Genomic DNA, 25544 nt, shown 5'->3' with positions numbered 1-25544 from the left:
ACTTTAGATTAATTCAATTATTTTATTTGGAACGTTCGTTGCTCACTTCAAGGTATGCATTAATAAAACGGAACATTTTTTGTGCTTGAGGGTCTTTAAGCATTTTCATAAGTCCGAAAATACCAATAACTTCTTGACTTGTTGCAGCGCGATCTTTAGCTTCAATCGCATTGATTGCCATTGATCTTGCGCCTTCAATAACTGGACCAACAATTTCTGTAGTCGCGCTTATGATGTCATTTTTGAAAACTTCATCAGTAGCTAAAGTTTTAGTGACATCGTAAGACTTTGTTAAGCAACTTACTAATTCGGTTAACTTTGGCAATTGTTCTACTAAAGTAGAAAGTGATGCTTGTACTTCCGGCTGCAACAATTGCTCAAGTAGAGCTTGCTGCTGTTGACTCGGAGTTACCGCTTCAGATTGCGCTTGTGTGTTTGTTTCTGACATATCCAGGTCTCCTTTGAATAGAACTACTTTTGACCGATTAATGATCGGCATGAAGCGATTCCAGATTTCTTGTTTTAATTATACTACGTGCTTGGATGAAAGTATTGTGATAAATTTCACCTAACTCGAAAGTATGTGACATGACTGCTATTTATAAGCAATCTAACAGATTCTAACTTTGCTCACACGAAATTAGCAAATGCTAAATTGCAATTGCCTATAACGAAAAATGAGTGAAAATAGAATCGAAATCCAAAAGGGCTTAAGTTGTTATTTATATTATAGCCTAATATTATGAAATCGTCTCTATACTTACACAATATTTCTCGTTATTACTTGTAATTCACGGAACTGCTCCAAATTCATCAAGAATTGAATAATCGTTTCATATTAGGAAAGGAGATGACTTTTGGCACATCCTAAGTGATGAGAAGGTCATTGTTCAAGTGAAATTATCCTGAAGTCGACGATAGTATATGCAAAATCGTTACATATTATTAACAATAAGAGTGTAAAAAGTCGCAGTTAATTAACAAATGACTATCTATGCTAAATAATCATGTGGTAAAATGTAGCAAATAAGGCTAGAGAATTAAATTCCCTTCGTTATACGTTTGTCCATTTTCATACCATATTCTTAATGTTAAACTCAAAATATGGAATGAAAACTCTTGTAGACAATGGCTGTAGCGATTGTTATACGGGGCCAAATTAAATACGGAGGGGGCTGCTCTTTGCTATGAATACACAGGAAAAGCATGTGAGGATCATAAAAAGAGTGAAATTCAGTTTTCTTTCATTTCTAAGTGTTATGATTTTATTTACGTACCTACCAATAGGCGCCAGCTCAACGGATCATTTCCCTGGTAAAGTATTTTATGTCTCAACAAGCGGTTCGAATGATAATGATGGGTCTGTCGACACACCATGGCGTACCATTCAGTATGCAGCAGATACGATGAAAGCAGGGGAAACTGTACTAGTACGTGATGGCATATATGAAGAAGCTATTACAATTACTAGCTCTGGTTCAGCAAGTGCAGGACATATTACGTTCCAGGCTTATCCTGGGGAACTACCGGTTATTGATGTATCTAACGTACCAGATATTTCACATATTGTTCAGTTCACCAATTCACATTATGTTGTGTTCGATGGTTTTGAGCTAACTGGACTAGTATCCGATAGTTCTTCGAAGTATTTGGCTGGTATAAAAGTAACAAAGAGTGGATCCAATCTTTATATTATGAATAACCATTTGCACGATATTGCAAATTATAATGTAAAAGGCAATGCAAACGGTATTATTGTATATGGTAATGGAGCTCAAGCAATAAAGAACATTACAATTTCAGGTAATAAAATTCATGACTTAATACTTGGATCAAGTGAAACAGTAACTGTTGTTGGTAATGTAGATGGATTTACGATTTCGAACAATCTTATATACAACGTGAACAATATTGGGATTGATGTAGCGGGTCATTATGGTACTTGTTCAAGTCCATGTATTGACCAAGCAAGAAATGGGGTAGTAAGCGACAATATCGTGCATAGTGTCGATACAATTACTAACCCGGCCTATCGAGGGGTCCGCGCTGCAGCAGCAATTTATGTTGATGGCGGGACAAATACAATCATCGAACGTAACGAAGTATACAATAATAATTATGGTATAGAGATTGCGAGCGAGAAATTCAATAAAACGACGAGTAACATCGTCGTAAGGAATAATTACATTTATAATAATCATCAATCAGGACTTATTATGGGCGGATCGTCTACAAAAAACGGCGCTGCATCTAATAATATTATTATGAACAATACATTCTATTTCAATAACACTCTTAAAACTGGTGATGGAGAAATTACATTCCAAAATCAAGTGACAAATAATTCTTATCACAATAACATATTTTATGCAGACTCAATGACGCCATTTTTCTATGATAATCGAACAGGAAATAACGGGAATTTTGTAGATTATAATATGTATTATGTATCGGGAGCTATTTCTAATCATTGGAGAGTGAATGGGACCAAATATAACTCATTCGAACAGTATGTAGCCGCGACAAAAAGAGATGTGCATTCCATATTTGCAGATCCATTATTCACAGATGCCCAATCAGGTGAACTTTCAATACAAGAAAACTCTCCAGCAATTGATGCGGGCACAATAGTATACGGTTCAGGTGGAAATCTCGACATTAGATCGCAACAGCGAATAGTCGGAGTAAATATCGATTTAGGTGCATTCGAACAGAATGAACTAGTAGAGAATATTCCACCTGATGTTCCGGAGTTAACGCCAACACCAGAAGTTCCAGTGATAACACCGAAACCATCTGCTCCCGATGAAGCTGGTATTAATATTACAATTGATGGATTAACTGATGACTGGACTTCTTACTCAGAATTAGCAAATAGTGCATCTAATGTGAAAACATTGCAGGGGATTATTGCAAATGACACATTATATGTATTAATAACAGGAAATTTATTAACTGAGAAAGGTCAATTGTATATCGATACGGGTTCGGGTGATGCTACTTCATTTGCATCTACTCACTGGTCTAATCAGTTTGCATCGTATTTGCTAGAGAATGGAGCGCTGTATCAATATGCAGGGAAAGGTAAAAACTGGGATTGGAGCAGGGTTACTGCCTACAAAAAAACTAATATAGCGATTTACTCATCAGTAGTTGAATTAGCGATTCCTTTAGAATTGCTTAATGCAAAAGATAGTAGCAGTATTGAGATTGGGTATATTTGGAAGGATTCCTCGAGTAATCAACTGCCATCAGGCGGGTCAATGGCTACAGTAACTACTGTGGCAGAAACACCAGAGCCAACACCGGAGCCAACGCCGGTAGCAACGCCGGAGCCAACACCAACACCAGAGCCAACACTAACACCAACAGTAGATAAAATAACTGTGGATGGTAAAGTTAAGGATTGGTCAGATATCGGAACGATTGCTACAAGTAGTAAAAATATAAAGAGTGTGAAAGTAACCAATGATGATGCTAACTTGTATATCTTGTTGGAGGGAAGTAAGTTAGGTGGTAAGGATCAAATTTACTTTAATTCTGATAATGATAGTAACACTGGTTATAAGATTTCAAAATGGAGCTCATCTGGAGTAGATTACTTGCTCGAAGATGGTAGATTGTATAGTTATAGCGGGGATGGGAAGTCCTGGTCGTTTACAATAAGTGAAAATTTGATAACGAGTAATAGGTACTATACTTCCGCAAAAGTAATTGAAATCGCTATTCCGTTAGACACGCTCAACCTAAGTAAATCAGATACGATTCATTTTGGAGCTATGCTTGATGATAAAAATTCGCAAAAACTTCCCTCAAGCGGAGACATGATTAGCTATACTTTGCAATAGAATAAATAAACACTCCCTAGAGCAAGTTCAGCCGAGATGGGTCGGTGCTTGGCTCTAGGGGTTTTTTGGAAGTTGATTATTAAAAATATCCATAATATGAATATATTATCAAAATTATAGTTTGGATTATTTGCATGTGTTTAAAAAGTTAATGTTATTAATGAGTTTAAACCGGATATTTTTAGGAAAGTGGTGATTTGTGTGAAAGTGTTAATTACAGGGGGATACGGCTTCATTGGTTCTCATGCTGCCGATCGTTTCTTTAAGGAAGGTTACGAAGTTTTTATTATTGATAATCTAGTGTCTGGACGCAAAGGAAATGTTCAATTTAAGCATAAAAGTTACATACTTTCGGTTGATGATGCAAAGTGCGAGGAAGTTTTTAAAGCTAATCGTTTTGATGTTGTCGTACATTTGGCAGCACAAGTAAGTGTTAAGAAATCATTAGTTGATCCTAAGCTAGATACAGAAACCAATGTACTTGGGTTTGTGAATATGTTAGATCTATCTAGCAAATATAATGTTAAATCATTCATTTATGCTTCTTCTGCGGCTGTTTATGGACCACAGGATCAATTGCCTTTATCTGAAGATTCTATCTGCAGTCCAATTTCGCCATATGGAATTAGTAAACTTACAAATGAGATGTACAGTAATAAATGGAATGAATTATACGGATTATCTACAATTGGATTTAGATTTTCAAATGTATATGGTCCAAGGCAGAATAGTGAGGGCGAAGGCGGAGTTATATCGATATTTATGGATCGACTTACTCAAGATAAATCCATTATTGTTCATGGTGATGGAACACAGACGAGAGATTTCATTTATGTCGAGGACGTAGTTGATGCGATATATCGTAGTGTAAATAGCTCAGCTAAAGGGGTATACAATCTATCGACGAATATACAAACTTCTCTAACCGATATTATTGAATCACTTAACACGATCAAACCAATTGAGAAGATTGAATATGTTAATAAGCGCGAGGGAGACATTGATCATTCCGTTCTAGATAATACTAGAATTATGAAAGATCTAGATTGGTCGCCATTATATTCGATACAAGAAGGTCTTGAACGAACAGCAATTTTCTTTTTTAAAAAGCACTCTGAGGAACAAGTAGCAGCCACAGTAGTTGAAAAAAAACCACCAAGAATAGACTTGAGCTCATTCAAGAAAACAATACTCCCGTATGCAGAAAATCTTCTAGCGTTTGTCCTTACAGCTTGGATTACTCTTAATTATGTACATAGTGCTTATGGTGTAGTTGATGTAAGTATATTTTACATAACTATAATAGGTATCCTCTATGGTAATAGACAGGCTGTACTATCCGTCGTACTATCCATTGGATTATTTACATATGAGAAATTAAATGATGGTAGAGATATGATATCACTTACTTACGATACGGACTTTTTTTTCCAAATAGCCATTTATATATTTATCGGTTTAGTAGTAGGCTATTCCATTGAAAGAAAAAATGCACGCATTTCGCAGCAAGAACAAAAAATTTCAGAAGTTAATGAACGTTATGAATTTCTTGAGCATGTATATACTGAGGTTCGTGAAGTAAAGGATGAGTTACAGCTACGAATTTTAAATTCTGGTGATAGCTATGGGAAAATTTATAATGCTACTAAAGAACTTGAAAGTTTAGAGCCTGAATTAGTGTTTAATGCAGCCGTTAACGTAGTGAAATCGATTATGAAAGTAAATAAAGTTAACATCTATACTGTCAATAAACATCAAAGCTATTTACGTTTACTTGCGAATTCAGGTTATAACGATACGGAAGTAGCGAAGTCATTACGAGTACAAGATTATCCGCATTTATCTGAGCTACTATCAAATGGACAAATGTACATTAATAAAAATTTAACCGAGGAAGCACCACTAATGATGGCTCCAATTTTCCATAAAGATCGCATCTCGGCAATTATTACTATTGATGACATGTCTTTCGAAAGTTTCTCACTATACCATCAGAACCTATTTCAAATTACGGTAAATTTAATTTCTTCTGCATTAAGTAAAGCGTTTACTTTCATCGATGCAACTGAAGGCACACGTTATATTTCGGGTACAAATATTCTTCAAAGTGATGTATTTGGAGAGATTTTGGAATCGAAATCTTTGTCAAAACAACAGAATCACGTACCTTATTTATTATTAAGAAGTCAACTACAAGGATTAACGATTGAAGAGGCTTCTCATTATATAGCTCCTTTGTTACGTGAAACTGATTATATTGGCATGAATGAGCAACAACAATTAATGGTGCTATTATCCAATACGAGTGAACTTGATGCAGAAATTGTTCTTCAACGTTTATCTCATTCATCGATTACATTCGCAGCAGTCAGTGAGGAGTGAACATAATGTACTTGCAATGGTATGGAATTTATCTAATTGTTTCTTGGATCGTAATTATTATTTTAAACTGGAAAAATAAACGTAATATCGCAATGAAAATCATTGTTGTGACCTTTTTACCCGTAGTTGGATGGATTTTGCCGATGGTGTGGTCGCGTATTCGATTGGAAGATTCAAGTAAAGAATTTACTGACTATATCGAACGTCAACAAGAAGAGCATAAAGTTAGAAGAATAGGCATATATAACGAAGTTGAAAAGAACAAAGAACTTAATGTTATTCCAATTGAGGATGCACTTGTTGTAAGTAAACATCAAGAACGAAGACAAGTTATGATTGATGTCTTGAAGCAAGATACGATTAATTATATTGAAATTTTGCAACGAGCTGTAAGTAATGAAGATACGGAAACATCGCATTATGCAGTTAGTGCAATTATGGAGTTAAAGCGTAAACTACAAATATCTATGCAAGAGCTGACGGTTAAATATGAGAACGAACAATCCAATTTACATGTTGTCATTGCATATGCTGAAGTATTACGTGAGTTTATGAATAGTGGCTTCTTAGATCATAGAACACTTCGCAAATACCAATTTACGTACTTATCTGTTTTGAATCGTTTGATTGTTTTAGCTGAAGAAACAGAGTGGGCTTACATCGCTAAAGTTAATATGGAAATTAAGTTAGAACTATATGGTGATGCTGAAAAATCCGCACAACTATTCATCGAAAATTCCCCTCACAATGAAGATGCATATTTGGCATTACTGAAAGTGTACTTTGTTACGAGATCCAAACAAAAGCTGCATTTTACGTTAAATAAGTTGAAAAATTCACCAGTGAGGTTGTCGAATCAAGCATTAACAACAGTAAGGTTCTGGTCTGAAGGGGCATAATATGGATAAGTCTATTAAGTTTCGGCGTAACGTCTACATCATTCTGATCTGTATTCTATTATTTGCAATAGTGTCGCAGATTGCTCGATCAAGTTTGATTCTGAAATTTACAACAAATAATAAATTTGTTGAAAGAACAGAATGGATTGAAATGATGAACCAAGTTCAAAGTGCTGAGACGGTTTCAGCATCATCAGACAATCATTGCATGGTTACTGATTCAGAAGATTCATTGAGTAATGAAATGGAAGAAAACTTTGTAGAAGTGTACCGTTATATTAAACAACCATATACGATTCAAGATGTGAGCAAAGAAACGATCACAATGTCTTCATGTTCAGCAGTTATAATGATCTCTTCATTGGAGAAAATGGGAGATTACATTGAAGATATTGAACATTATGTTGATAACGGTGGACATTTCTTCCTTGCAAGAATGGATCATCCTGGTAATGTACTAACACAAATATATCGTAAGCTTGGTATTAATAATTATTGGTTCGTTATTGGAAATACTGATGTTCGATTTACGTCCAATCTATTAATTGGACAGAAGGATGTAGTATTTGCAGATGACTATTTTTATAATGATTCCTTATCTTTGGAATTGGATTCTGCTAGTACTTTATTAGCTACAGGAAAAGATCAGACGCCTTTAATATGGGAAGTGGACTATGGTGAAGGATCGTTCATGGTCTATAACGGAAATAACTTGGGTATGAAAGCTAATCGTGGATTAGTTGTTGGTTGTATTAGTTTAATGATCCCGAATTATATTTATCCTGTGTTTAATTCGAAAATATTTTATATCGATGATTATCCTGCACCTATGAGTCAAGAGATAAACACACAACTTTACGCTGAATATCGCAAAAACATCGCTTCATTCTTTAAGGATATTTGGTGGCCAGATATGATAAAAGCTGCGAGAAAGTATGATCTCAAATACACTGCCGTAGCCATTCAAGATTACAACGATGACGTTACGTATCCATTCGGCTCTATGCATAAAGATGATTTTACTAATCTTATTGTTTATGGTAGGGAAGTATTGAAGAGTGGTGGAGAAATTGGGATACATGGTTATAATCATCAACCATTACAATTTCGTAAAGATATAGCTGATTTCTATGAGTATGAAAAATGGGAATCGATTGATGATATTGAAGCTTCCATTGAAGAAATAGTGGAGTATATGGCGCAAGCATTTCCAAACTACTCACCGGTTAGTTATGTACCACCTTCTAATATCATTAGTGAAGAAGGTAGGAAGGCATTAGTTGAAAAGTGGCCAGACTTCCGAGTGATTTCCAGTCTATATGAAGAAGACCCATTAGATTATGCTTATGTGCAAGAATATGAAATTGCTAGTGATGGGATAATAGAAATGCCTCGGGTTACATCTGGTTATGCTGATGCGGCAGATACAAAATGGCTAGAAGCAAATGTAATGACATCTTTAGGAATCATTTCTCACTTCATTCATCCGGATGATATTTTTGATACCCATCGTAGCGGTGATAAAAATTGGAGTCAACTATATGAAGGCTTCGAATCGATGTTAAACAGAATGGAAGTAACGTATCCATGGGTACGTGCTCAAACTTCCAGTGAAGCGGCATTAAGTATGGGATATGTATTAAGTAGTCAAATTACTAGAAACACTTCTGAAAATCAAGTTGTTGTTAGCATTACAAATCAAGCGGTTACCCAATATTTCATTCTAAGAACGGAAAAAAAGATTGGAAAACTTGTAGCCTGTGAAGTCAATAAAATTGACGAAAATACGTATCTAGTTACGGCTGATTCAGAGCATTTCACAATTGAATTGAAGTAGGTGTATTTATGAGGATTTGTATAATTGCAGAAGGTTCATATCCTTATGTAACGGGCGGAGTATCAAGCTGGATTCATGAAATCATAACGCAGATGTCAGAACACGAATTTGTTATTTATTCGATTGCCGCTCAAACGAGTCAAAAAGGGATATTCAAATACAAACTTCCAGACAACGTTGTAGAGATAAAAGAAACATTTCTCGATACTTACTTAACGGAAAAGGGAGATTGGGGAAAAAGATTTAAATTAACGGATCAGCAAAGACAAAATTTCATGAAACTACTCGGTGATCATGGTGATATTGAGTGGGATAATTTATTTACCTTATTAAGAAATCGGCAATTCAATCAAGTATCAGATTTTTTAGCAAGTAAAGACTTTTTCGATATATTAGAAAAATTGTGTCATGAAAGATATCCATTGGTACCGTTTACGGAGATGTTTTGGACTGTTCGTTCGATGATCTTACCGTTGTTCTTGACCATTCGAGATGAATTACCTGAAGCAGATTTATATCATAGTGTATCAACAGGGTATGCCGGAATTGTCGGAGCAGTTGCCAAACATATTAATAATAAGCCATTCCTCTTAACCGAACATGGAATCTATTCCCGTGAGCGTGAAGAGGAAATTATTAAAGCGGACTGGGTTAAAGGGTATTTCAAAGATATGTGGATTCAATATTTCTATCGTCTATCTACATGTGCCTATGAGAATGCAAATTGGGTAACTACTTTATTTGGACGCAATAAAGAGATTGAGATTGAACTGGGTTGCGATGAAAATAAGATAGAAATTATCCCTAATGGTGTAGATATTAAAAATTATGTGGGACTAAATCAGACTAAGCCGAGCAATCAAGTATACATTGGAGCAATTATACGCGTTGTACCGATTAAAGATATTAAGACGATGATACAAAGTTTTACATTAATTAAAGAAGAAGTACCTAATGCGGTATTTTTCATTATGGGTTCCTATGAAGAGGATGAAGAATACTACTGGGAATGTCTACAATTAGTTAAAGCATTAAAAGTTAAGGATATAAAATTTACAGGGGCAGTTAACGTTAAGGAATATATCGGAAAAATGGATGTTCTTATGCTGACTAGTATTAGTGAAGGACAGCCACTAGCTATATTGGAAGGTATGGCTGCAGGAAAACCTTTTGTAGCAACTAATGTTGGTAGTTGCAAAGAATTACTAGAGGGGCTTGATGATGGAATTGGACCGGCAGGCATTGTTACACCAGTTATGCACTATGAACTACTTGCTCAGGCAGCGATTAAATTGTGTATGAATGTGAAATTAAGAACTGAGATGGGACAAAATGCACTTAAACGTGTTCAATTGCATTATAGACAAGAAGAGGTAATCTTAAATTATCGTAGATTATACTTCGATTTGGGGGGGATTTGAATGGCAGGGATCGGGTTCGAGCTGCGCAAACTCTTTCATAAAGAAGGGTTAATAAACAATGTTAAGGCGTACGCATATTCCTCACTCACAACAGTAGGTCCAATGATATTATGTATGTTACTCATTATTGGTCTACAAAGGGTGATGTCCTATAACGGGAGTAGTTATTTAGAATGGGAGTTATATATTGCAACTGTTTCTTATTGCTTTATATTTTCCATTGTAGTTACTTCAGGGATGTCAATGGTGTTAACTAGATATATTGCAGATATGTTATATCAACGCCAATATTCAAAATTAATGTCATCCTATTATGGTTCATTGATGATTATGATCCCAGTATGTTCCGTAGTAGCTGCTACATTTTTAAGTGGTGTAAGTGCTGAGTTTTCGTATAAAGTAGCTGCTTATTTCTTCTTTATGCTGTTAGTTATTATATGGATACAGGGTGTCTATTTGTCAGCATTAAAAGATTATATTCGTATTGCACGAGGATTTATTATTGGTGCGGTACTTGCGTTAATTGTCGGATGGTTAGTCATGTACTTTTTTAATATATCTACAGTAGTAGGAGCTTTAATTGGGTTAGATGTAGGTTTCTTAGTTATTGCAATATTATCGGGCCTTCACTTCCAACAAAAATTTCCCAATGCAGATATAAAATCATACTTTGAATTTTTAACTTATCTCAAAAAACATCCCTCACTATTTTTCGCAGGATGTTTCGTATATTCAGGAGTATATTTGCATAACTTTGTATATTGGCTAAGTGATCATGGTGCAGTAATCGGAGAACAATTTAGAGTATATATGTTCTATGATGTCCCGGTCTTCTATGCATTTTTATCTGTAATGCCAACACTAGTAACTTTTGTCGTATCGGTTGAGACTTCTTTCTATGAGAAGTTTAAAGTCTACTATTTAAATGTACTATCTGGTGGTACTATTCAAGATATTGCAGTAGCAAAGAAACAAATGCAAAAAACATTAACGAGAGAGATTAGTTTTCTAATGGAAATTCAACTGTTGTTTACTATAGTATCTATTGGTTTAGGTATTAAGTTTTTACCGGCTATTGGGTTTACAATGGAGCAATTAGATCTATTTATTATTTTAGCACTAGCATATTTCTTATTTATTATGTTATTCGTATTTATTCATGTACTCATGTACTTTGATGATCAAAAGGGTGTATTTTGGACGGGACTTATATTCTTTATACTAAATATTGTTTGTACGTATGTCATGATGAGTGTAGGATATGATGGCCTTGGGATCTTCATAGCTTCCTTTATTTCCATCATCATTGTTATTTCTAGATTACTACATGTCTTGCGAAATGTTGATTACTTTACATTTTGTTCGCAGCCTATAAATACTGTTGAAACGAAATCAAGTAGTTCCATTAAGCATAAGTCAGGGATTCTATTATCTAGTCTTATGATTTTCATTGTAGTACTAACGGGATGTAGCTATTTGGAAATTGAAGCGGTTGATGTACAGGTACAAAGTACAGCCAACTTAGCTACGATACCTCAAGAGATCGATACCACTTTAGTTGAAGACAAAAGAATCTATGAACGAGATGACGATGGATCGCTTAAGACGTTATATATTACGGTATTGCCTTACAGAGAGCGTGATGGAGAATTTGATTGGTATGCCCTTAATCGTCAACAAGATAAAACAACGGGTAGAGAGTTAGATGTTATTGTTCAAGAGGGATTAAGTGATGGTCTAGGACCTAAAGCAGGTATGTTTGGCTATGGTGCTTCTGTAGCAAACGCATCGATTGGTGTAAGAGGGAACTCTGCATGGGATCGGGTTCAAAAATCATATAAAGTTGAATTATTTGCTGAAGCCGGTCAGTATATGGACCAAGAGCGACTTAATCTTAATAAACATATCGATGATTTATCCAGATTGCGGAATAAGCTAGCCTTTGACTTGATGGAAAAAATACCGAATATGACGAGTTTAAGAACGCAATTCGTACAAGTGTATGTTAAAGATTTGTCCAATGGACAAACAAATGCAACGTATGAAGATTACGGTTTGTATACAAATGTTGAACAGCCTAACAAGCAATTTTTGAAGTCTCATCTATTGGACCCTAACGGTAACTTATATAAAGTTAAGTTCTTCGAGTTCAATCGTTATGCTGAACAGATTAAAGAAGTAACGGATGCAAACTACAGTGTAGCCAAATTTGAAGAGATCTTTGAGATTAAAGGTAGAGAAGACCATTCCAGATTAATTGAAATGTTGGAAGCAGTGAATAATTATAGTATTCCAATTGAGGAAACGATAGATAAATATTTTGATTTGGATAATTTCCTAACTTGGACCGCTATGAATATTATGATGGATAATATGGATACTGATGCTAACAACTTCTTTTTGTATTCTCCATTAAACATTGATAAATGGTACTTCTTACCGTGGGACTATGATGGAGGCTGGGAGCTACAGCGTAATCTTAATTTCATTAGACCATACCAATCAGGACTTAGTAATTATTGGGGTGTAATTCTTCATAATCGCTACTTCAGAGATGAAGCTAATATTGATTTATTGAAAAATAAAATGGATGAATTATCACAATATATTAATAAAGATACGATTCAGACTCAGCTTGATAAATATCGAGATGTTGTAGAACCATTCTTATATCGTATGCCTGATATGAAATTCCTGCCGGAACAAAATTCTAATTTTGAAAATGAACTAGCTACAATTCTTGCTACTCCTGAAAGAGGAATGGAAAGGTTCTTAGATGATTTAGAGAAACCTAAACCGTTTTATATGAATGATGTTATTCAGGATGGACAAACATTACACTTCGATTGGGGTGTATCATTTGATCTACAGGATGATAAATTACTTTACACACTTACCATAGCGACAGATAAATATATGGAAAATATAGTGCATGAGAAGACGGGGATCAAAGAAATTCAATACGAATGGAATGGCTTAGCAAAAGGTACTTATTTCTGGAGTGTTGTCGTTGAAGATGAACATGGCAACAAACAAGATTCATTTGAAATCTATATTGACTCTCAGGAAGAGCTCTTCTACGGTATAAGAGCATTTGAGGTGAATTAGTTGTTATTTAGAGGGAAAAGGTTACGCACAGAGCAGAAATATTATTTACATTTGCATGATTATATCTCGCTAAGAAGTAAGCTAGCAACGACGCTTTCACTAGATTCACACTCTATTGACCATGATGGTTATAATATCCGAAGCTTGTATTTTGATGACCCGAAAAACACGTCATTAGAACGCAAAAATGATGGGATATTCAAGCGGGAAAAGTTTCGGATACGTATTTATAACGATTCGGATCAATTTATCGCTTTAGAGCGAAAAACGAAATTAGGGGAATATGTTTGCAAAGAATCCAAACAAATTAGTAGAGCAGAATATGATCAAATGATGCGTGGAGAATATGAGTTTCTTAAGCAATCCAATGAACCACTTATGATGGACTTTTACGTTGCAATAAACACGTATGGTTATAAACCGATGTCGATCGTAGATTATTGGCGGGAAGCTTATATTTATGAATATGGAAATGTAAGGATTACTTTTGATAAAAGATTAGCTGCAGGTGTGAACACGATTGACTTATTTGATCCGCAGTTAGCTTTAGACGAAGTGGTTACTACTTCATCTACGATAATGGAAGTAAAGTATGATGAAATACTTCCTGAGCGTGTGAAACAAATCATTGCTCCAGCAAGTCATGTTCGTTCTAGTATTTCAAAATATGTTCTTTGTAGAGAAAAAATATTGCAGCACTATACGCAATAAGTATATTCCATTACGCATGAGAGTCGGAGGAAAAAAATGAATTTCAATGATATTATTAAACAAAGTGTAATTACACTAGAGAACTTCCGTTCAGTATCCTATTTCGATATGGTATTAGGATTATTGCTTTCATTTCTAATAGGAATGTTTATTTATTCCATATATCGCAAATCTTTTCGTGGTGTCGTGTATAGCTACAATTACAATGTATCGTTCGTACTTATGACAATGATTACTGCACTCATTATTATGACGATTAGCACGAATATCGTATTATCATTAGGTATGGTTGGCGCACTAAGTATTGTACGTTTCCGTACTGCGGTGAAGGATCCACTTGATATCGTCTACATGTTCTGGTCCATCTCTGTCGGAATTGCTGTCGGCGCCAAAATTTATCCGCTAGCGATTGGCGGATCATTAATTATTGGTCTTGTTATTTATTGGTTAAGTAAAAAGAAAATTCGCGAGGAAGCATACCTATTGATTATCCGTCATTCTGACACGGCAACTTCCGAATTACGTATAGAATTGAGAAAGCTAAGTGGCAAACTGAAGTCTAAAACGGTACGTAAAGGCTATACAGAGGTTACTTATGAGATTAAATTAAAAGATGATAACACTTCATTTCTCCAAACGATTGCGGAGCTTGAAGGGGTATCAGATGCTTCGTTAGTGAATTATACTGGTGACTACGCTCAATAAGTGTGGAAGTTGAAAAATTGGACTTTGATAACGATGATTGACTTTGTAGTATATTCGACATCGCATCTGAAGCGAACTTGGAAAGTACGGTTCGCGTGTACGTAATCATGTACACTTGCGCTTCCGCCTTTCTCAAGTAACGCTTCACCTGCTCGATTCTGAAAGCCCAATTTTTCAACCTTGATTGGAAAGTGGAAGTTGAAAAAATAGACTTTGATAAAGATGATTGACTTTGTAGTATATTCGACATCGCATCTGAAGCGAACTTGGAAAGATATCAACCGTTTTGTGCACTGTGATTCAGCTGCATAGAACGGTTTTTTTGTTGCACGAAGACGGTGATGAAGTAGTTCACTGATACTAATTTACATAGAGATGACCAATCTCTTGCTAATATCGTATATAATGGCCTATAAGTAAGCAATGAGTTAGATTAATGACAACAACGAATGGGGGAGCATTATGAGATTAATAGCATCGGACATGGATGGTACATTGTTGAATCAGCAGTGGCGCATCAGCGAGGACAATAAGCAAGCTATTTTAGAGGCACAGCAAGAAGGTATTGAATTCATTATAGCAACAGGGAGACCTTACACAAATGTAATACCTATTCTCGAAGAAGCGGGAATTGCTTGTCCAGTTATTAGCTTAAATGGAGCAGAAACTCATGATATAGAAGGTAAACTAGTAGCTAGTCAGCCATTAACTAAGGAACAAGTACGTATTGTCCATAATATATTATTGGAAGAAGATATGTATTTTGAGCTTATGACTAATCAAGGTGCATTCAGTCTTAGTGAAGAGCGTTGTAGAGCCATATCTCGTCATATTGCGTTACGTGAATTACCTGATCTATCTGAAGCAGAGCGTGAACTGATTGTGGATAAGATGTTCAAAGAACGGGTTCGCAGTGAAAACTGTCAATTTGTAGATTCATTCGAACCGATACTAGCTGACGATGATATTGTTATTTTGAAAATATTTTCATTAACGACGGATGAGGATCGACTTGCCAAAGCCAATGTAAGATTACGTCAATTAGATGGACTAGCGATTACAAGCTCCGGTCATGAGAATTTGGAAGTGAACAATTTGAATGGTCATAAAGGCTACGCTTTACTTGAGTATGCGCAAAGTAAAGGCATTGATGCATCTGAGATTATGGCAATGGGAGATAGCTATAATGATCTTACGATGCTCACATCTGTAGGACGAGGCGTAGCTATGGCTAATGCAGTGGAACATATTCGTAAGCAAGTAACATACACAACCAAGCATAATACAGAGTCAGGCGTTGCCCATGCGATCTATGAAATGCTCGCTGAACGCAAACAAAATGTATAAGTCGTTATATGAAATAAGAGGAGCTGCCCCAAGTCATCGTAAAATGACCTAGTGCAGCTCCTTTTGTTATACATATAAACTAAACCTTACTGATGATGAGAATTGTTGTTAATGCTGCGAAACATCTAAGTAAAGTAACGTATCAAGGCCATCGCAATAACACCGACCAGTACAGTTAACGACAGGCTTCTACTCCATATTGCTGCAATTATTGTTGGAATTAAAGCATATATGAAGGGGAGATCAACTGAAATCGCCGCGAACCCCTTCCCATCTATAATCCATATATGCTCTACAATTAATGCAGTTAATATACATATCGGAATATAACTTAACCATCGCATGAACACTTCAGGCAACTCAATCTTTTTAACCAAAATAAACGGTATGATCCGTGGTATCCAAGTTACTAGTCCACAACCGATAATAATCGCTATAAATGCTGTCGTTGTACTCATCGCTCGCTCCACACTCCAATTGTTGCTGCTAATATCGTAGCAAAAATAACGGCAAGATGTGATGGCAGGAAGAGCATCAATACAAACATAAATAAAATCGTATAGCCTACAATAAGTAGCATAGGTTTCAGCTTAGCGGGTGCAAGCTGCTGCAGCTGTAATATAAGTAATGCTACGAACATTGCCGTTAATGCAAAATCTAACCCTAGCATTTCTGGATCGGCGATCCACCGTCCTAAGCTTGCTCCGACCACGCTAGAGATGATCCAACATAAATAAGCAGTTAGATTAAGTCCGTTCATCCAGCTTGCTTGTAGCTGTTGCTGTCCCATTAACTTTGTTGAAGCAACACCGAATGTTTCATCTGTTAACAATGTAGCGATTCCAATATTGCGCAAGGTAGAATCCGTTTTGAAGGCTGGTGCAATCGTTAGTCCCATTAAGAAATGTCGCAAGTTGACAATAAAAGTTGTGAAAATAATAACGGATATCGGTGTTCCTGTAACTAACAACGCGCAAATAATAAATTGTGCTGAACCCGCATATACGAACACGGAAAGTAAGGCGATTTCAAGCAACGAAAGATTCGATGCCGAACCGACAATACCGAAAGCTGCGCCAATTCCGATGTAACCAAGTAAAGTAGGTACGCAATCTTTAACGCCTTGCCAAAATAACTGTTGCTGGGAAGGCGTAGGTAGTATAGTTTCATTCATCATAGCTTGTTCGCATTCCTTTATAGAGGTAGTTCAAATAGTACTAAGTTGTTATATTGTAAGGGAATGGTGACGCTGTTGTCTATGCTTTGCTGGTTGCTGTAACTGGTCTTGTTGTTGAGAAAATAGCTAATCCCAGTGCAATTGCCATTACGATACATGCAGCCCAACTGTTCGCCGTTACATCACCTGTTCGATCAATTAGAAAACCACCTAGCGCTGAGCCTCCAGCAATTCCGAATTGAAGTGCGGAGTTGTGAATGCTTTGTTGAATATCTCCAGTTTGCGGACTAGTTTGAATAAGGTAGGCTTGTTGTGGTGGCGATACTGCCCACGACATAATTCCCCATACAATAAGTAATGGAATAAAGAGATAAAAGCTATCACGTGTCAATGAGATGAATAGTAGCGTTATTAGGAATATCGTAACAATCGTCACAACAGCCCGCCGCGGATTGATCTTATCAGATAGTGCACCACCCAAAAATCCTCCAGCAATAGCAGAGAATCCAAATGCGAAGTAGATCATACTGACTTGACTTGCATTTAATCCATAATATTGCTGAACGTAAGGAGTTAAGTAAGCATAGAACAAATAGTGTGCACCAATTGCGAACATCATCATCAGATGTGCTGAAGCGATTTTGATTTGTTTAATGGCATGAAATTGTTCACGGATCGTAATAACTTTACCACCAGGTACTTTATCGATAAATAAGACAATAATGAAGAAAGCAATGACGGTTAGAATAGAAGCGATAAGAAAGATGATACGCCAGGTCCAGAAATCACTAATTAATACTCCAACAGGAATACCGATCACGATCGATGAACTAATTCCCATCGATACAAACCCAATCGCTCTAGCTTGATAGTGCTTAGGTACAACTTTAATCGACAAAGTTAAGGCGAGTACAATAACTAACGAGCCAGATGCGGCATTTATAATTCGTGCGATAAGTAGCACGAAGTAATTAGGCGCTAGAAAGGCAATGATCGTACCAACAAAGAAAATCACTAAGGAAACTAATAAAAGTTTTTTGCGCTCGATCTTGGACGTAGCGCTCAATAGTAACGGACCTGCAATAGCAAATACAAGTGAAAATATTGTAATAAGTAAGCCAGCGGAGGAAATACTAACATCTAGATCTGTAGCGATCTGTGGAAGAATACCTCCGATAATAAGCTCAACTAATCCGACAACAAAAGCTGCAATCGTTAATGCGATAACTCTAATATTCATCTAACTACTCATTCCTTTTCCTCATGCTGTTATAATTAAGGTTGTTCTCATGTTCCTTGTATATTATAGGGAATAATATTAATAGACAAAAGGACATATGTCCCTTTTTGATTATCAATTAAGGAGGAATGATGGATGGCTCATGATGAGGAACGGATACTGATAAGGCAATGGTTAGCTGAAAATAATATGATACAGCTATTTCATGAAACAACTTTTGCACAGATGAGCTTGCGGAAATTTCAGCCTGGTGAGTTGTTAGTCGAAAATGGTGAGCAGCTTCAGCATTTATATATTCAAGTGGAAGGTAAATTAAAAATATCTACAGCGTTACCTAATGGTCGCACATTGCTACTGCGCTTTTGCCAGCCGATCTCATTAATTGGCGATATGGAGCTTATTAATGGTGAACAAGCAATGGTGATTGCAGAAGCGATCAATTCATCGACAGTTATTGCGATTCCATTTCGAGCATTACAAGAGTATGAGATGAAGCATGCCCAATTTCTAAGATATTTACTAGATCATGTTGCTCATAAATTAAATAGCATTTCTTTATCGGCAAGTGTGAATGTACTTACTTCAGTTGAAAATCGCTTTGCAAGTTATTTGATCTCTATTGCGCAAAATACAGAACATCTGAAATTCAAACGTGGTGAACTAGAGACGACAAAGCTAACTGAAATTGCGGAATTATTAGGGACTAGCTATCGGCATTTGAATCGTGTCATTAAGAAGTTCGTTGAGCAAGGGTTAATTCAAAAGAATTATAATGGTATTGTTATTATCGATATGGCAGGTTTACAAAAATTAAGTAATGGCAGTCTATATCAATAGCTACTGATGTAATGATGTAACTATAATAAATACATTGAGGTGAGACAAATGGTCAATCATCGTATGTCTGTCGCAATCCATGTGATGACTCTCATTGCTCTAACGGAGCAAAAAGAATTACTGACATCTGAATGGATTGCTGGTAGTGTCAATACGAACCCAGTTGTCATAAGGAGAATTACATCCGCCCTTAAGAAGGCAGGACTATTGCGTTCAGGTCGAGGAACGAAGGGAATGTCCTTAACGAAGGCTGTTAATGATATTACACTATACGAAATCTATCCAACTGCAAGTAATCAAGGACGCAACCTAGAAGACTTGAAAGCTTTAAGCATTAACTGGACATTCTTGAGCCCTGGTGGTCTCTTCGATCCAGAAGGAAAACGCAGCGGTACTTATAAAGTTGGTGGCGATCAGTTAATTCTGAACGATCAACATGCGCAATGCATCATTTCCGCTGGAAAGCTGGAAATAATCGTGGTATGATAAAAAGCCTGCTGTACATATGTGGATGAATATCACATATGCACAAAGCGGGCTTTTGTTATCCCCGTAACCCACAGCTTACTCACATAATCACCTCTTAATAAGCAGTGAAAATCTTATCCACATGTGCACAACATAATTAAACAGTTATATTACTAAAGTATTGAAAGCGTTTAATTTTTTAGGGAAGTTATAAATGAAGCGTTATTGCATAGGATATCTTATCTCACTTGAAACCCTGTTTAATAACCATTTTTTATATTATTTATATAAGTTATGTTATAAAAGATGAAGGAAAAAGGTGCTTAATGTCGAAATGTTTTAAATAGCATTAAATGGATAAAAATCATTAGAGAGGAAAACGTATGACTCAATTTATACTATACGATTCGATGGAAGTGGATGAACCTTTTATGTATGGGGTTTATGCCTCGACTCGAGAGGAAGAAATGAAAGCATGGGGATGGGGAAGTCAAGAACAAGCTGCATTTTTGCGAATGCAGTATGACGTTCAGTGTCGTTCTTATTTATTACAATATTCGAGCTTGGAAAGGAAGGTGATTATTTACGAGAATGAGAGAGTTGGCAGGCTTCTGACTGCGCTCACCGAGGATGGGTTAACAATCGTTGATATTGCGATATTGCCTAATTATCGAGGGCGACGGATAGGTACAGCTATATTGGAGCAGGTATGTCAAGAAGCAGAATTATTCCATATTCCCATTCGTTTGAGTGTACGTTATGACAATCAGGCGATCCGTTTATACTACAGGCTTGGGTTTAAGGTTGTGAGTCGGAATGAAATGACGGTGTTTATGGAAAAAAAGTCGTTATAATGAGGTAGCTATTTTTATAGTAATCGAAGATCTGACAGACGCTCCAGCTGATCCGAATCGACCGATTACACGGGCTGAACAGTACATTCATACAGTCACGAGCATGAAAGTAATGAACGGTTATCTGGATCAAACATTCCGCCCTAACCAATCGTTGACAAGAGCCGAGGCTGTAACAATCGTCAATCGCTTATTAGGACGTGGACCGTTCAATGAGGAAGCTTTACCTGTGTAGTTAGATGTTCCTTCAGATTTCTGGGCATATCGAGATATTCAAGAAGTCTCTACCAATCACAAGTCGATGAAGCAGGATGACGGAACTGAAAAAGCTGTTTTGGACACTAATCTAGAATAATAGTAACGGTAACAATAAGGCTCCTGGAAATACTTAATTTCCGCTGGAAAGCTGGAAATAATCGTGGTATGATAAAAAGCCTGCTGTACATATGTGGATGAAGATCACATATGCACAAAGCAGGCTTTTGTTATCCCCGTAACCCACAGCTTGCACACATATTAACCTGTTAATAAGCTATAAATACATTATCCACATGTGCATAACCGAGAAAAATAGTTATACTGCTGTGGATATTGAAAGCGTTTAATTATTTTCTTAACAACTCTAGAGATTTCATAGTAAGATTATATATAAATAACATCATTAATATGGAGGAATTAGGCTATGAAATTAGCAAGTGGACAGAAACTATTATTTATTGGTGATTCAATTACAGATTGTGATCGTTCAAAGCCTGAAGGTGAAGGCTTGTTTCATGCGCTAGGTCGAGGGTATGTATCATTTGTCGATGGACTGCTACAAGCTACATATCCAGAGCTAGGTATAAGAGTTGTTAACAAAGGGACAAGTGGACATACTGTTCGTGATCTGAAGGCACGCTGGCAGGAGGATGTTATTGAACAACGGCCAGATTGGCTGTCGATTATGATTGGAATTAACGATGTATGGAGACAATATGACACACCTTATATTACAGATTATCATGTCTATATTGATGAGTACGAGGCAACATTACGCGAGCTAATTAGCGAAGCGCAGTCAATCGTGCCGAACATTGTACTTATGACACCATTTTATATCGAGCCGAATGAGCACGATGCGATGCGTGCAACGATGGATCAATATGGTGCTGTCGTGAAGGCACTCGGTGCTGAGCTATCACTTCCAGTAGTAGATACGCAGGCGGCGTTCAATAAAGTGCTAGCGCATATATATCCAGCGACGCTAGCTTGGGATCGTGTCCATCCAGGTGCAGGTGGTCATCTACTATTAGCAAAAGCATTTCTGAAAGAAGTGGACTTTGTCTGGGACCGCTAAAGCGGTAGTTCAAACAGCAGACTTATCCACAATAGAACAATATTGATAAGACCAGTAATAAGCCTTCGGCGTTGTACGTTTGTACATATCGCTGAAGGCTTATTTGTTGTCACAGTGTTGTAAAGAATACTCATGCTAAAACTAAGTGGCAGGTAATAATAATTAGATTTGCTCTAATTTCATCTTCTTACCCCAGTGCTCCATCGCATCACACATATATTGCGCTAATCCTGCTCCATAGCGATCGATGTTGTTGCTAAAGCGTTCATCTAGTACATACATTTGACCTAATCCAATAAAGGCATCATAGTTATAAGTTCCAAAGTTATTGTTGAGCATGTGGAACCATTTCGCTGTAAGTTGTTCCGTCTCTGGACTATCTACAGCTGTGCCGATTCTACTTGCAAGCTGTCGATATAGTTGTTCCCATTGCTCACTGATAGCCGTTTGTTGCTCGGTACTGAATGCATTCATTTTCTTTTGGCTATGATCAACAGCTTCATTGCCCCATCTCTCTCTTGCTTCTTGCTCGTATGGGTTATGATCCCATTGTAATCCATCAAATTGTTCTTTTGCTGACATTGTTTTCTCTCCTTTCAAATGTGCAATGGTGTGCTCAATCGTCGCAATCATTTTGTCATATTGACTACGCTTGGCGATTAGGCTTTTACGTTGTAGCTCCAAAGCATCAAAGGTATCGAAGGTAGATCTCTGAATCATCTCTTTAATATGCTTTAAGCTGAACCCTAACTCTTTGAAAAACAATATATGCTGAAGCGTCTGTAAATTATGAGGTGAGTACTGACGATAACCGGCCGCTGTAAGCTGATCAGGCTTCAATAAACCAATTTCGTCATAATGATGTAAAGTGCGTATGCTAACACCGACTAATTGAGAAACTTCTTTAACATTCATGATCTTCAGCTCCTTCGATAAGTTCACTATAAAGCATACCGTAACGTGAGGGTCAATCAGAATTTAATGAAATAGTCGAATTTTATATATGGAATATTAACCTAGTTAATGATAAGATTATGTATTATTTGGAAGAGGTGATCGGGTTGCTACATATTGACCAACTCCATAAAAGTTATGGACAACAAGAGGTTGTGAAAGATCTATCATTACATATTGAAAAGGGCGAATCCTACGGATTACTAGGGCCTAATGGTGCGGGGAAATCTACGACAATTAGTATGATTAGTGGGCTATTGAAGCCCGTTCAAGGTAGCATTATAGTTGATGGTATTAATATGATTGATTCACCGAAGAAAGCCCAACAGCTACTTGGCGTAGTTCCACAAGAAATTGCTCTTTATATGCCCATGACAGCGAAGGAAAACTTGATGTTTTGGGGAAGAATGTATGGATTGAAAGGCGAATTTTTGAAGCAGCGCGTACAAGAAGTATTAGCTATTATTGGATTGACTGATCGTGCGAATGATAAAGTAGGTACATTTTCTGGCGGTATGAAGCGCAGAGTTAACATTGGTGCAGCAATATTACATAATCCCAAGCTTCTTATTATGGATGAGCCTACTGTCGGGATCGATCCTCAATCTCGCAATCATATATTAGAAACGGTTAAAGTATTGAATGAGCAAGGCATGACGATTATTTACACTAGTCATTACATGGAAGAAGTAGAGTTTCTATGTCATCGCGTTGGTATTATGGATCAAGGACAGTTAATTGCTGAAGGCACGATCGAACAATTACAGCAGGTGGTAGGGAATAAAACATCGCTAACGATTACATTACAAGAGCCGATTCCACATACAGATGTTTTGATTCAGGCATTACAACATATTTGTCCAGGTGAAAGCTTCACCGTTCAAGAGCAGAAGTTAACTGCGATGAGCGCAGATGCGCAACGCATTATCGTTACTATACTACCATTTCTAGCCGAGCAAGGCTTGTCTGTTATATCCATTGATCTGGTTCAACCTAATCTAGAAAATGTATTTCTACATCTAACAGGACGTAGTTTGCGCGATTAGGTCTATGCTTTCGAAGTAACTTTTCATAATTGAAAAGTTTTAGTCTATGCTTTCGTAGTTACTTTTCATTTGCAAGAAGTTGTATCAAGCAATTAATGAAAAGTTTTAGTTTATGCTTTCGAAGTAACTTTTCATAAATGAAAAGTTTTAGGGGGAGTTAAATTGCTAAGTATTTGGATCGTGCAGAAGGATTTACTTCTGCTTATACGCAATAAAAAAGCACTTATTACGTTATTACTTATGCCATTAATATTAATCGCAATATTAGGTTCTGCTTTTAGTAATATGTTCGGAAGTAATGAAGATAAAACGGTAGCAATGTTTCATATCGGAGTAGTGAATGAGGATGGCTCTGAGCATAGTAATCGATTCGTTCAAGATGTATTACATAACCAGTTGAATAAATTTATGACAATAGAAGAGCTATCGCGTTCTCAGATTGAGCAGGCAATGGAAAGTAAGCGAATTAGTGTTGCCCTACTTATACCTCAAGGATTTGGTGATCAACTGACGAACAATAATTCACCGCAAGTTGAGCTGATTTCTGCAGGGGATAGCAGTATTCAAACGTCTATTATAGAGAGTGCATTAATCCAATATCAACAAGTGAACGCTGGAATCACTGAAACTATAGCTATATTAACCAATCATTACATGAAGTTAGCTCAAAGTGGTGAAGTGATCGACAATGAAATGTATGATGGGAACACGGAACTGTTAACATTAGCTCAGCCCATTCATGAGGTAACCGTTTCTGGTACAGAGAAGACGATCAGCTCCTTCCAATATTACGCGGTAGCGATGGGGGTCATGTTTCTTACGATGACTGTTGTAACACTCGTTGGAACGATGATTGAGGAGAAGGGTGATACGGTATATGCCCGTCAATTGACAACGAAATTGTTGGTGGGACAGTATATTGTTGGTAAATTTGTTGGTTTATTAATCGTTAGCTTTGTCCAACTCAGTCTCATTGTAGGTGGTACATCATTGCTATATGGGGTCAATTGGGGAGATTCGATTGCTGCTATTTTATTAACGATGTTAAGCTTCACATTAAGTACTGCGGGTCTAGGCGTATTCGTAGGCTCATTAATGAAAAATGAAGAGTCATTTGGTTCTATTGGGATGATTGGCACACAAATTTTATCTGCACTTGGTGGTAGTTTTGTGCCCATCTATATGTTCCCTGACTGGATGCTCGTTATATCCAAAGTGCTTCCTAATGCACTTGCGCTGCAAATGTTTATAGAGATTATGACAGGCGAGGGAGTTACAGCCATTATGAATGAGGCATTTATTGCTTCTGGTGTAGGGGTGCTCTTACTAGCATTAGCATGGGTGCGCCTATCGCGTAAAGGAGGCATCGCATAA

The 25544-nt window shown here is 36.8% G+C and carries 21 protein-coding genes; 16 read left to right on the top strand and 5 right to left on the bottom strand.

Annotated features, from left to right (window positions below; all coding sequences use genetic code 11):
• Positions 1 to 22: 22 nt before the first annotated feature.
• A complete protein-coding gene (locus AC1TO5_RS11955; RefSeq protein WP_482063026.1) occupies positions 23 to 448 on the bottom strand; it encodes a helical membrane plugin domain-containing protein in 426 nt (141 codons plus the stop codon).
• 739 nt (positions 449 to 1187) lie between these two features.
• Here AC1TO5_RS11955 and AC1TO5_RS11950 point away from each other — a divergent pair.
• The 9 genes from AC1TO5_RS11950 (at position 1188) to AC1TO5_RS11910 (ending at position 16258) form a co-directional block, all read left to right on the top strand.
• Positions 1188 to 3848 (top strand): choice-of-anchor Q domain-containing protein, encoded by a 2661-nt coding sequence (locus AC1TO5_RS11950; protein ID WP_482063025.1) that lies wholly within the window; start codon positions 1188 to 1190, stop codon positions 3846 to 3848.
• Between the two features lie 201 nt (positions 3849 to 4049).
• Positions 4050 to 6230 (top strand): NAD-dependent epimerase/dehydratase family protein, encoded by a 2181-nt coding sequence (locus tag AC1TO5_RS11945; protein WP_482063024.1) that lies wholly within the window; start codon positions 4050 to 4052, stop codon positions 6228 to 6230.
• A gap of 5 nt (positions 6231 to 6235) precedes the next feature.
• Complete coding sequence (locus tag AC1TO5_RS11940) at positions 6236 to 7129, top strand: hypothetical protein (RefSeq protein ID WP_482063023.1); 894 nt, start codon at positions 6236 to 6238, stop codon at positions 7127 to 7129.
• 1 nt (position 7130) lies between these two features.
• Positions 7131 to 8966, top strand: a complete 1836-nt coding sequence (locus AC1TO5_RS11935) for a DUF2194 domain-containing protein (RefSeq protein WP_482063022.1) — start codon at positions 7131 to 7133, stop codon at positions 8964 to 8966.
• Positions 8967 to 8974: 8 nt separating this feature from the next.
• Entirely contained in the window at positions 8975 to 10387 is a 1413-nt protein-coding gene (gene pelF, locus AC1TO5_RS11930; protein WP_482063021.1) for a GT4 family glycosyltransferase PelF, read from the top strand.
• On the top strand, positions 10388 to 13495 hold the full coding sequence (gene pelG, locus AC1TO5_RS11925) for an exopolysaccharide Pel transporter PelG (RefSeq protein WP_482063020.1): 3108 nt from the start codon (positions 10388 to 10390) through the stop codon (positions 13493 to 13495).
• The gene (locus tag AC1TO5_RS11920) at positions 13496 to 14206 is read left to right on the top strand and encodes a polyphosphate polymerase domain-containing protein (protein ID WP_482063019.1); all 711 of its coding nucleotides are present in this window, start codon (positions 13496 to 13498) and stop codon (positions 14204 to 14206) included.
• Positions 14207 to 14242: 36 nt separating this feature from the next.
• Positions 14243 to 14911, top strand: a complete 669-nt coding sequence (locus AC1TO5_RS11915; protein WP_482063018.1) for a DUF4956 domain-containing protein — start codon at positions 14243 to 14245, stop codon at positions 14909 to 14911.
• A 462-nt stretch (positions 14912 to 15373) separates the two neighbouring features.
• Positions 15374 to 16258 carry an HAD family hydrolase gene (locus tag AC1TO5_RS11910; RefSeq protein WP_482063017.1) on the top strand — a complete coding sequence of 295 codons (885 nt, stop codon included), beginning with the start codon at positions 15374 to 15376 and terminating at the stop codon, positions 16256 to 16258.
• A 125-nt stretch (positions 16259 to 16383) separates the two neighbouring features.
• Here AC1TO5_RS11910 and AC1TO5_RS11905 read toward each other — a convergent pair whose 3' ends face one another.
• The 3 genes from AC1TO5_RS11905 to AC1TO5_RS11895 form a co-directional block, all read right to left on the bottom strand.
• Positions 16384 to 16716 carry an AzlD domain-containing protein gene (locus AC1TO5_RS11905; protein ID WP_482063016.1) on the bottom strand — a complete coding sequence of 111 codons (333 nt, stop codon included), beginning with the start codon at positions 16714 to 16716 and terminating at the stop codon, positions 16384 to 16386.
• On the bottom strand, positions 16713 to 17435 hold the full coding sequence (locus AC1TO5_RS11900) for an AzlC family ABC transporter permease (RefSeq protein ID WP_482063015.1): 723 nt from the start codon (positions 17433 to 17435) through the stop codon (positions 16713 to 16715). The genes AC1TO5_RS11905 and AC1TO5_RS11900 overlap by 4 nt, the downstream gene beginning before the upstream one ends.
• 79 nt (positions 17436 to 17514) lie before the next feature.
• Positions 17515 to 18675 carry an MFS transporter gene (locus tag AC1TO5_RS11895; protein ID WP_482063014.1) on the bottom strand — a complete coding sequence of 387 codons (1161 nt, stop codon included), beginning with the start codon at positions 18673 to 18675 and terminating at the stop codon, positions 17515 to 17517.
• A 135-nt stretch (positions 18676 to 18810) separates the two neighbouring features.
• Between AC1TO5_RS11895 and AC1TO5_RS11890 the strand changes: the two genes are divergently transcribed.
• From AC1TO5_RS11890 to AC1TO5_RS11870, 5 genes are all read left to right on the top strand, one after another.
• Complete coding sequence (locus AC1TO5_RS11890; RefSeq protein ID WP_482063013.1) at positions 18811 to 19512, top strand: Crp/Fnr family transcriptional regulator; 702 nt, start codon at positions 18811 to 18813, stop codon at positions 19510 to 19512.
• A gap of 48 nt (positions 19513 to 19560) precedes the next feature.
• A complete protein-coding gene (locus AC1TO5_RS11885; RefSeq protein WP_482063012.1) occupies positions 19561 to 19998 on the top strand; it encodes an Rrf2 family transcriptional regulator in 438 nt (145 codons plus the stop codon).
• Between the two features lie 365 nt (positions 19999 to 20363).
• Positions 20364 to 20834: a GNAT family N-acetyltransferase gene (locus AC1TO5_RS11880; protein WP_482063011.1), complete on the top strand. Its 471-nt coding sequence runs from the start codon at positions 20364 to 20366 to the stop codon at positions 20832 to 20834.
• 10 nt (positions 20835 to 20844) lie between these two features.
• Positions 20845 to 21069, top strand: coding sequence for an S-layer homology domain-containing protein (locus AC1TO5_RS11875; protein WP_482063119.1), 225 nt, complete (start codon positions 20845 to 20847; stop codon positions 21067 to 21069).
• A gap of 447 nt (positions 21070 to 21516) precedes the next feature.
• Complete coding sequence (locus AC1TO5_RS11870) at positions 21517 to 22170, top strand: SGNH/GDSL hydrolase family protein (protein WP_482063010.1); 654 nt, start codon at positions 21517 to 21519, stop codon at positions 22168 to 22170.
• A gap of 162 nt (positions 22171 to 22332) precedes the next feature.
• Here the strand turns inward: AC1TO5_RS11870 and AC1TO5_RS11865 are convergent, their stop codons facing one another.
• Positions 22333 to 23085 carry a MerR family transcriptional regulator gene (locus AC1TO5_RS11865; protein WP_482063009.1) on the bottom strand — a complete coding sequence of 251 codons (753 nt, stop codon included), beginning with the start codon at positions 23083 to 23085 and terminating at the stop codon, positions 22333 to 22335.
• 119 nt (positions 23086 to 23204) lie between these two features.
• Here AC1TO5_RS11865 and AC1TO5_RS11860 point away from each other — a divergent pair, with 119 nt between their 5' ends.
• Positions 23205 to 24170, top strand: a complete 966-nt coding sequence (locus AC1TO5_RS11860; protein WP_482063008.1) for an ABC transporter ATP-binding protein — start codon at positions 23205 to 23207, stop codon at positions 24168 to 24170.
• A 162-nt stretch (positions 24171 to 24332) separates the two neighbouring features.
• The gene (locus AC1TO5_RS11855; RefSeq protein ID WP_482063007.1) at positions 24333 to 25544 is read left to right on the top strand and encodes an ABC transporter permease; all 1212 of its coding nucleotides are present in this window, start codon (positions 24333 to 24335) and stop codon (positions 25542 to 25544) included.

This window comes from Paenibacillus sp. Y930 (genome assembly GCF_056786375.1).
This window is presented reverse-complemented; position numbering and strand designations above follow the sequence as displayed.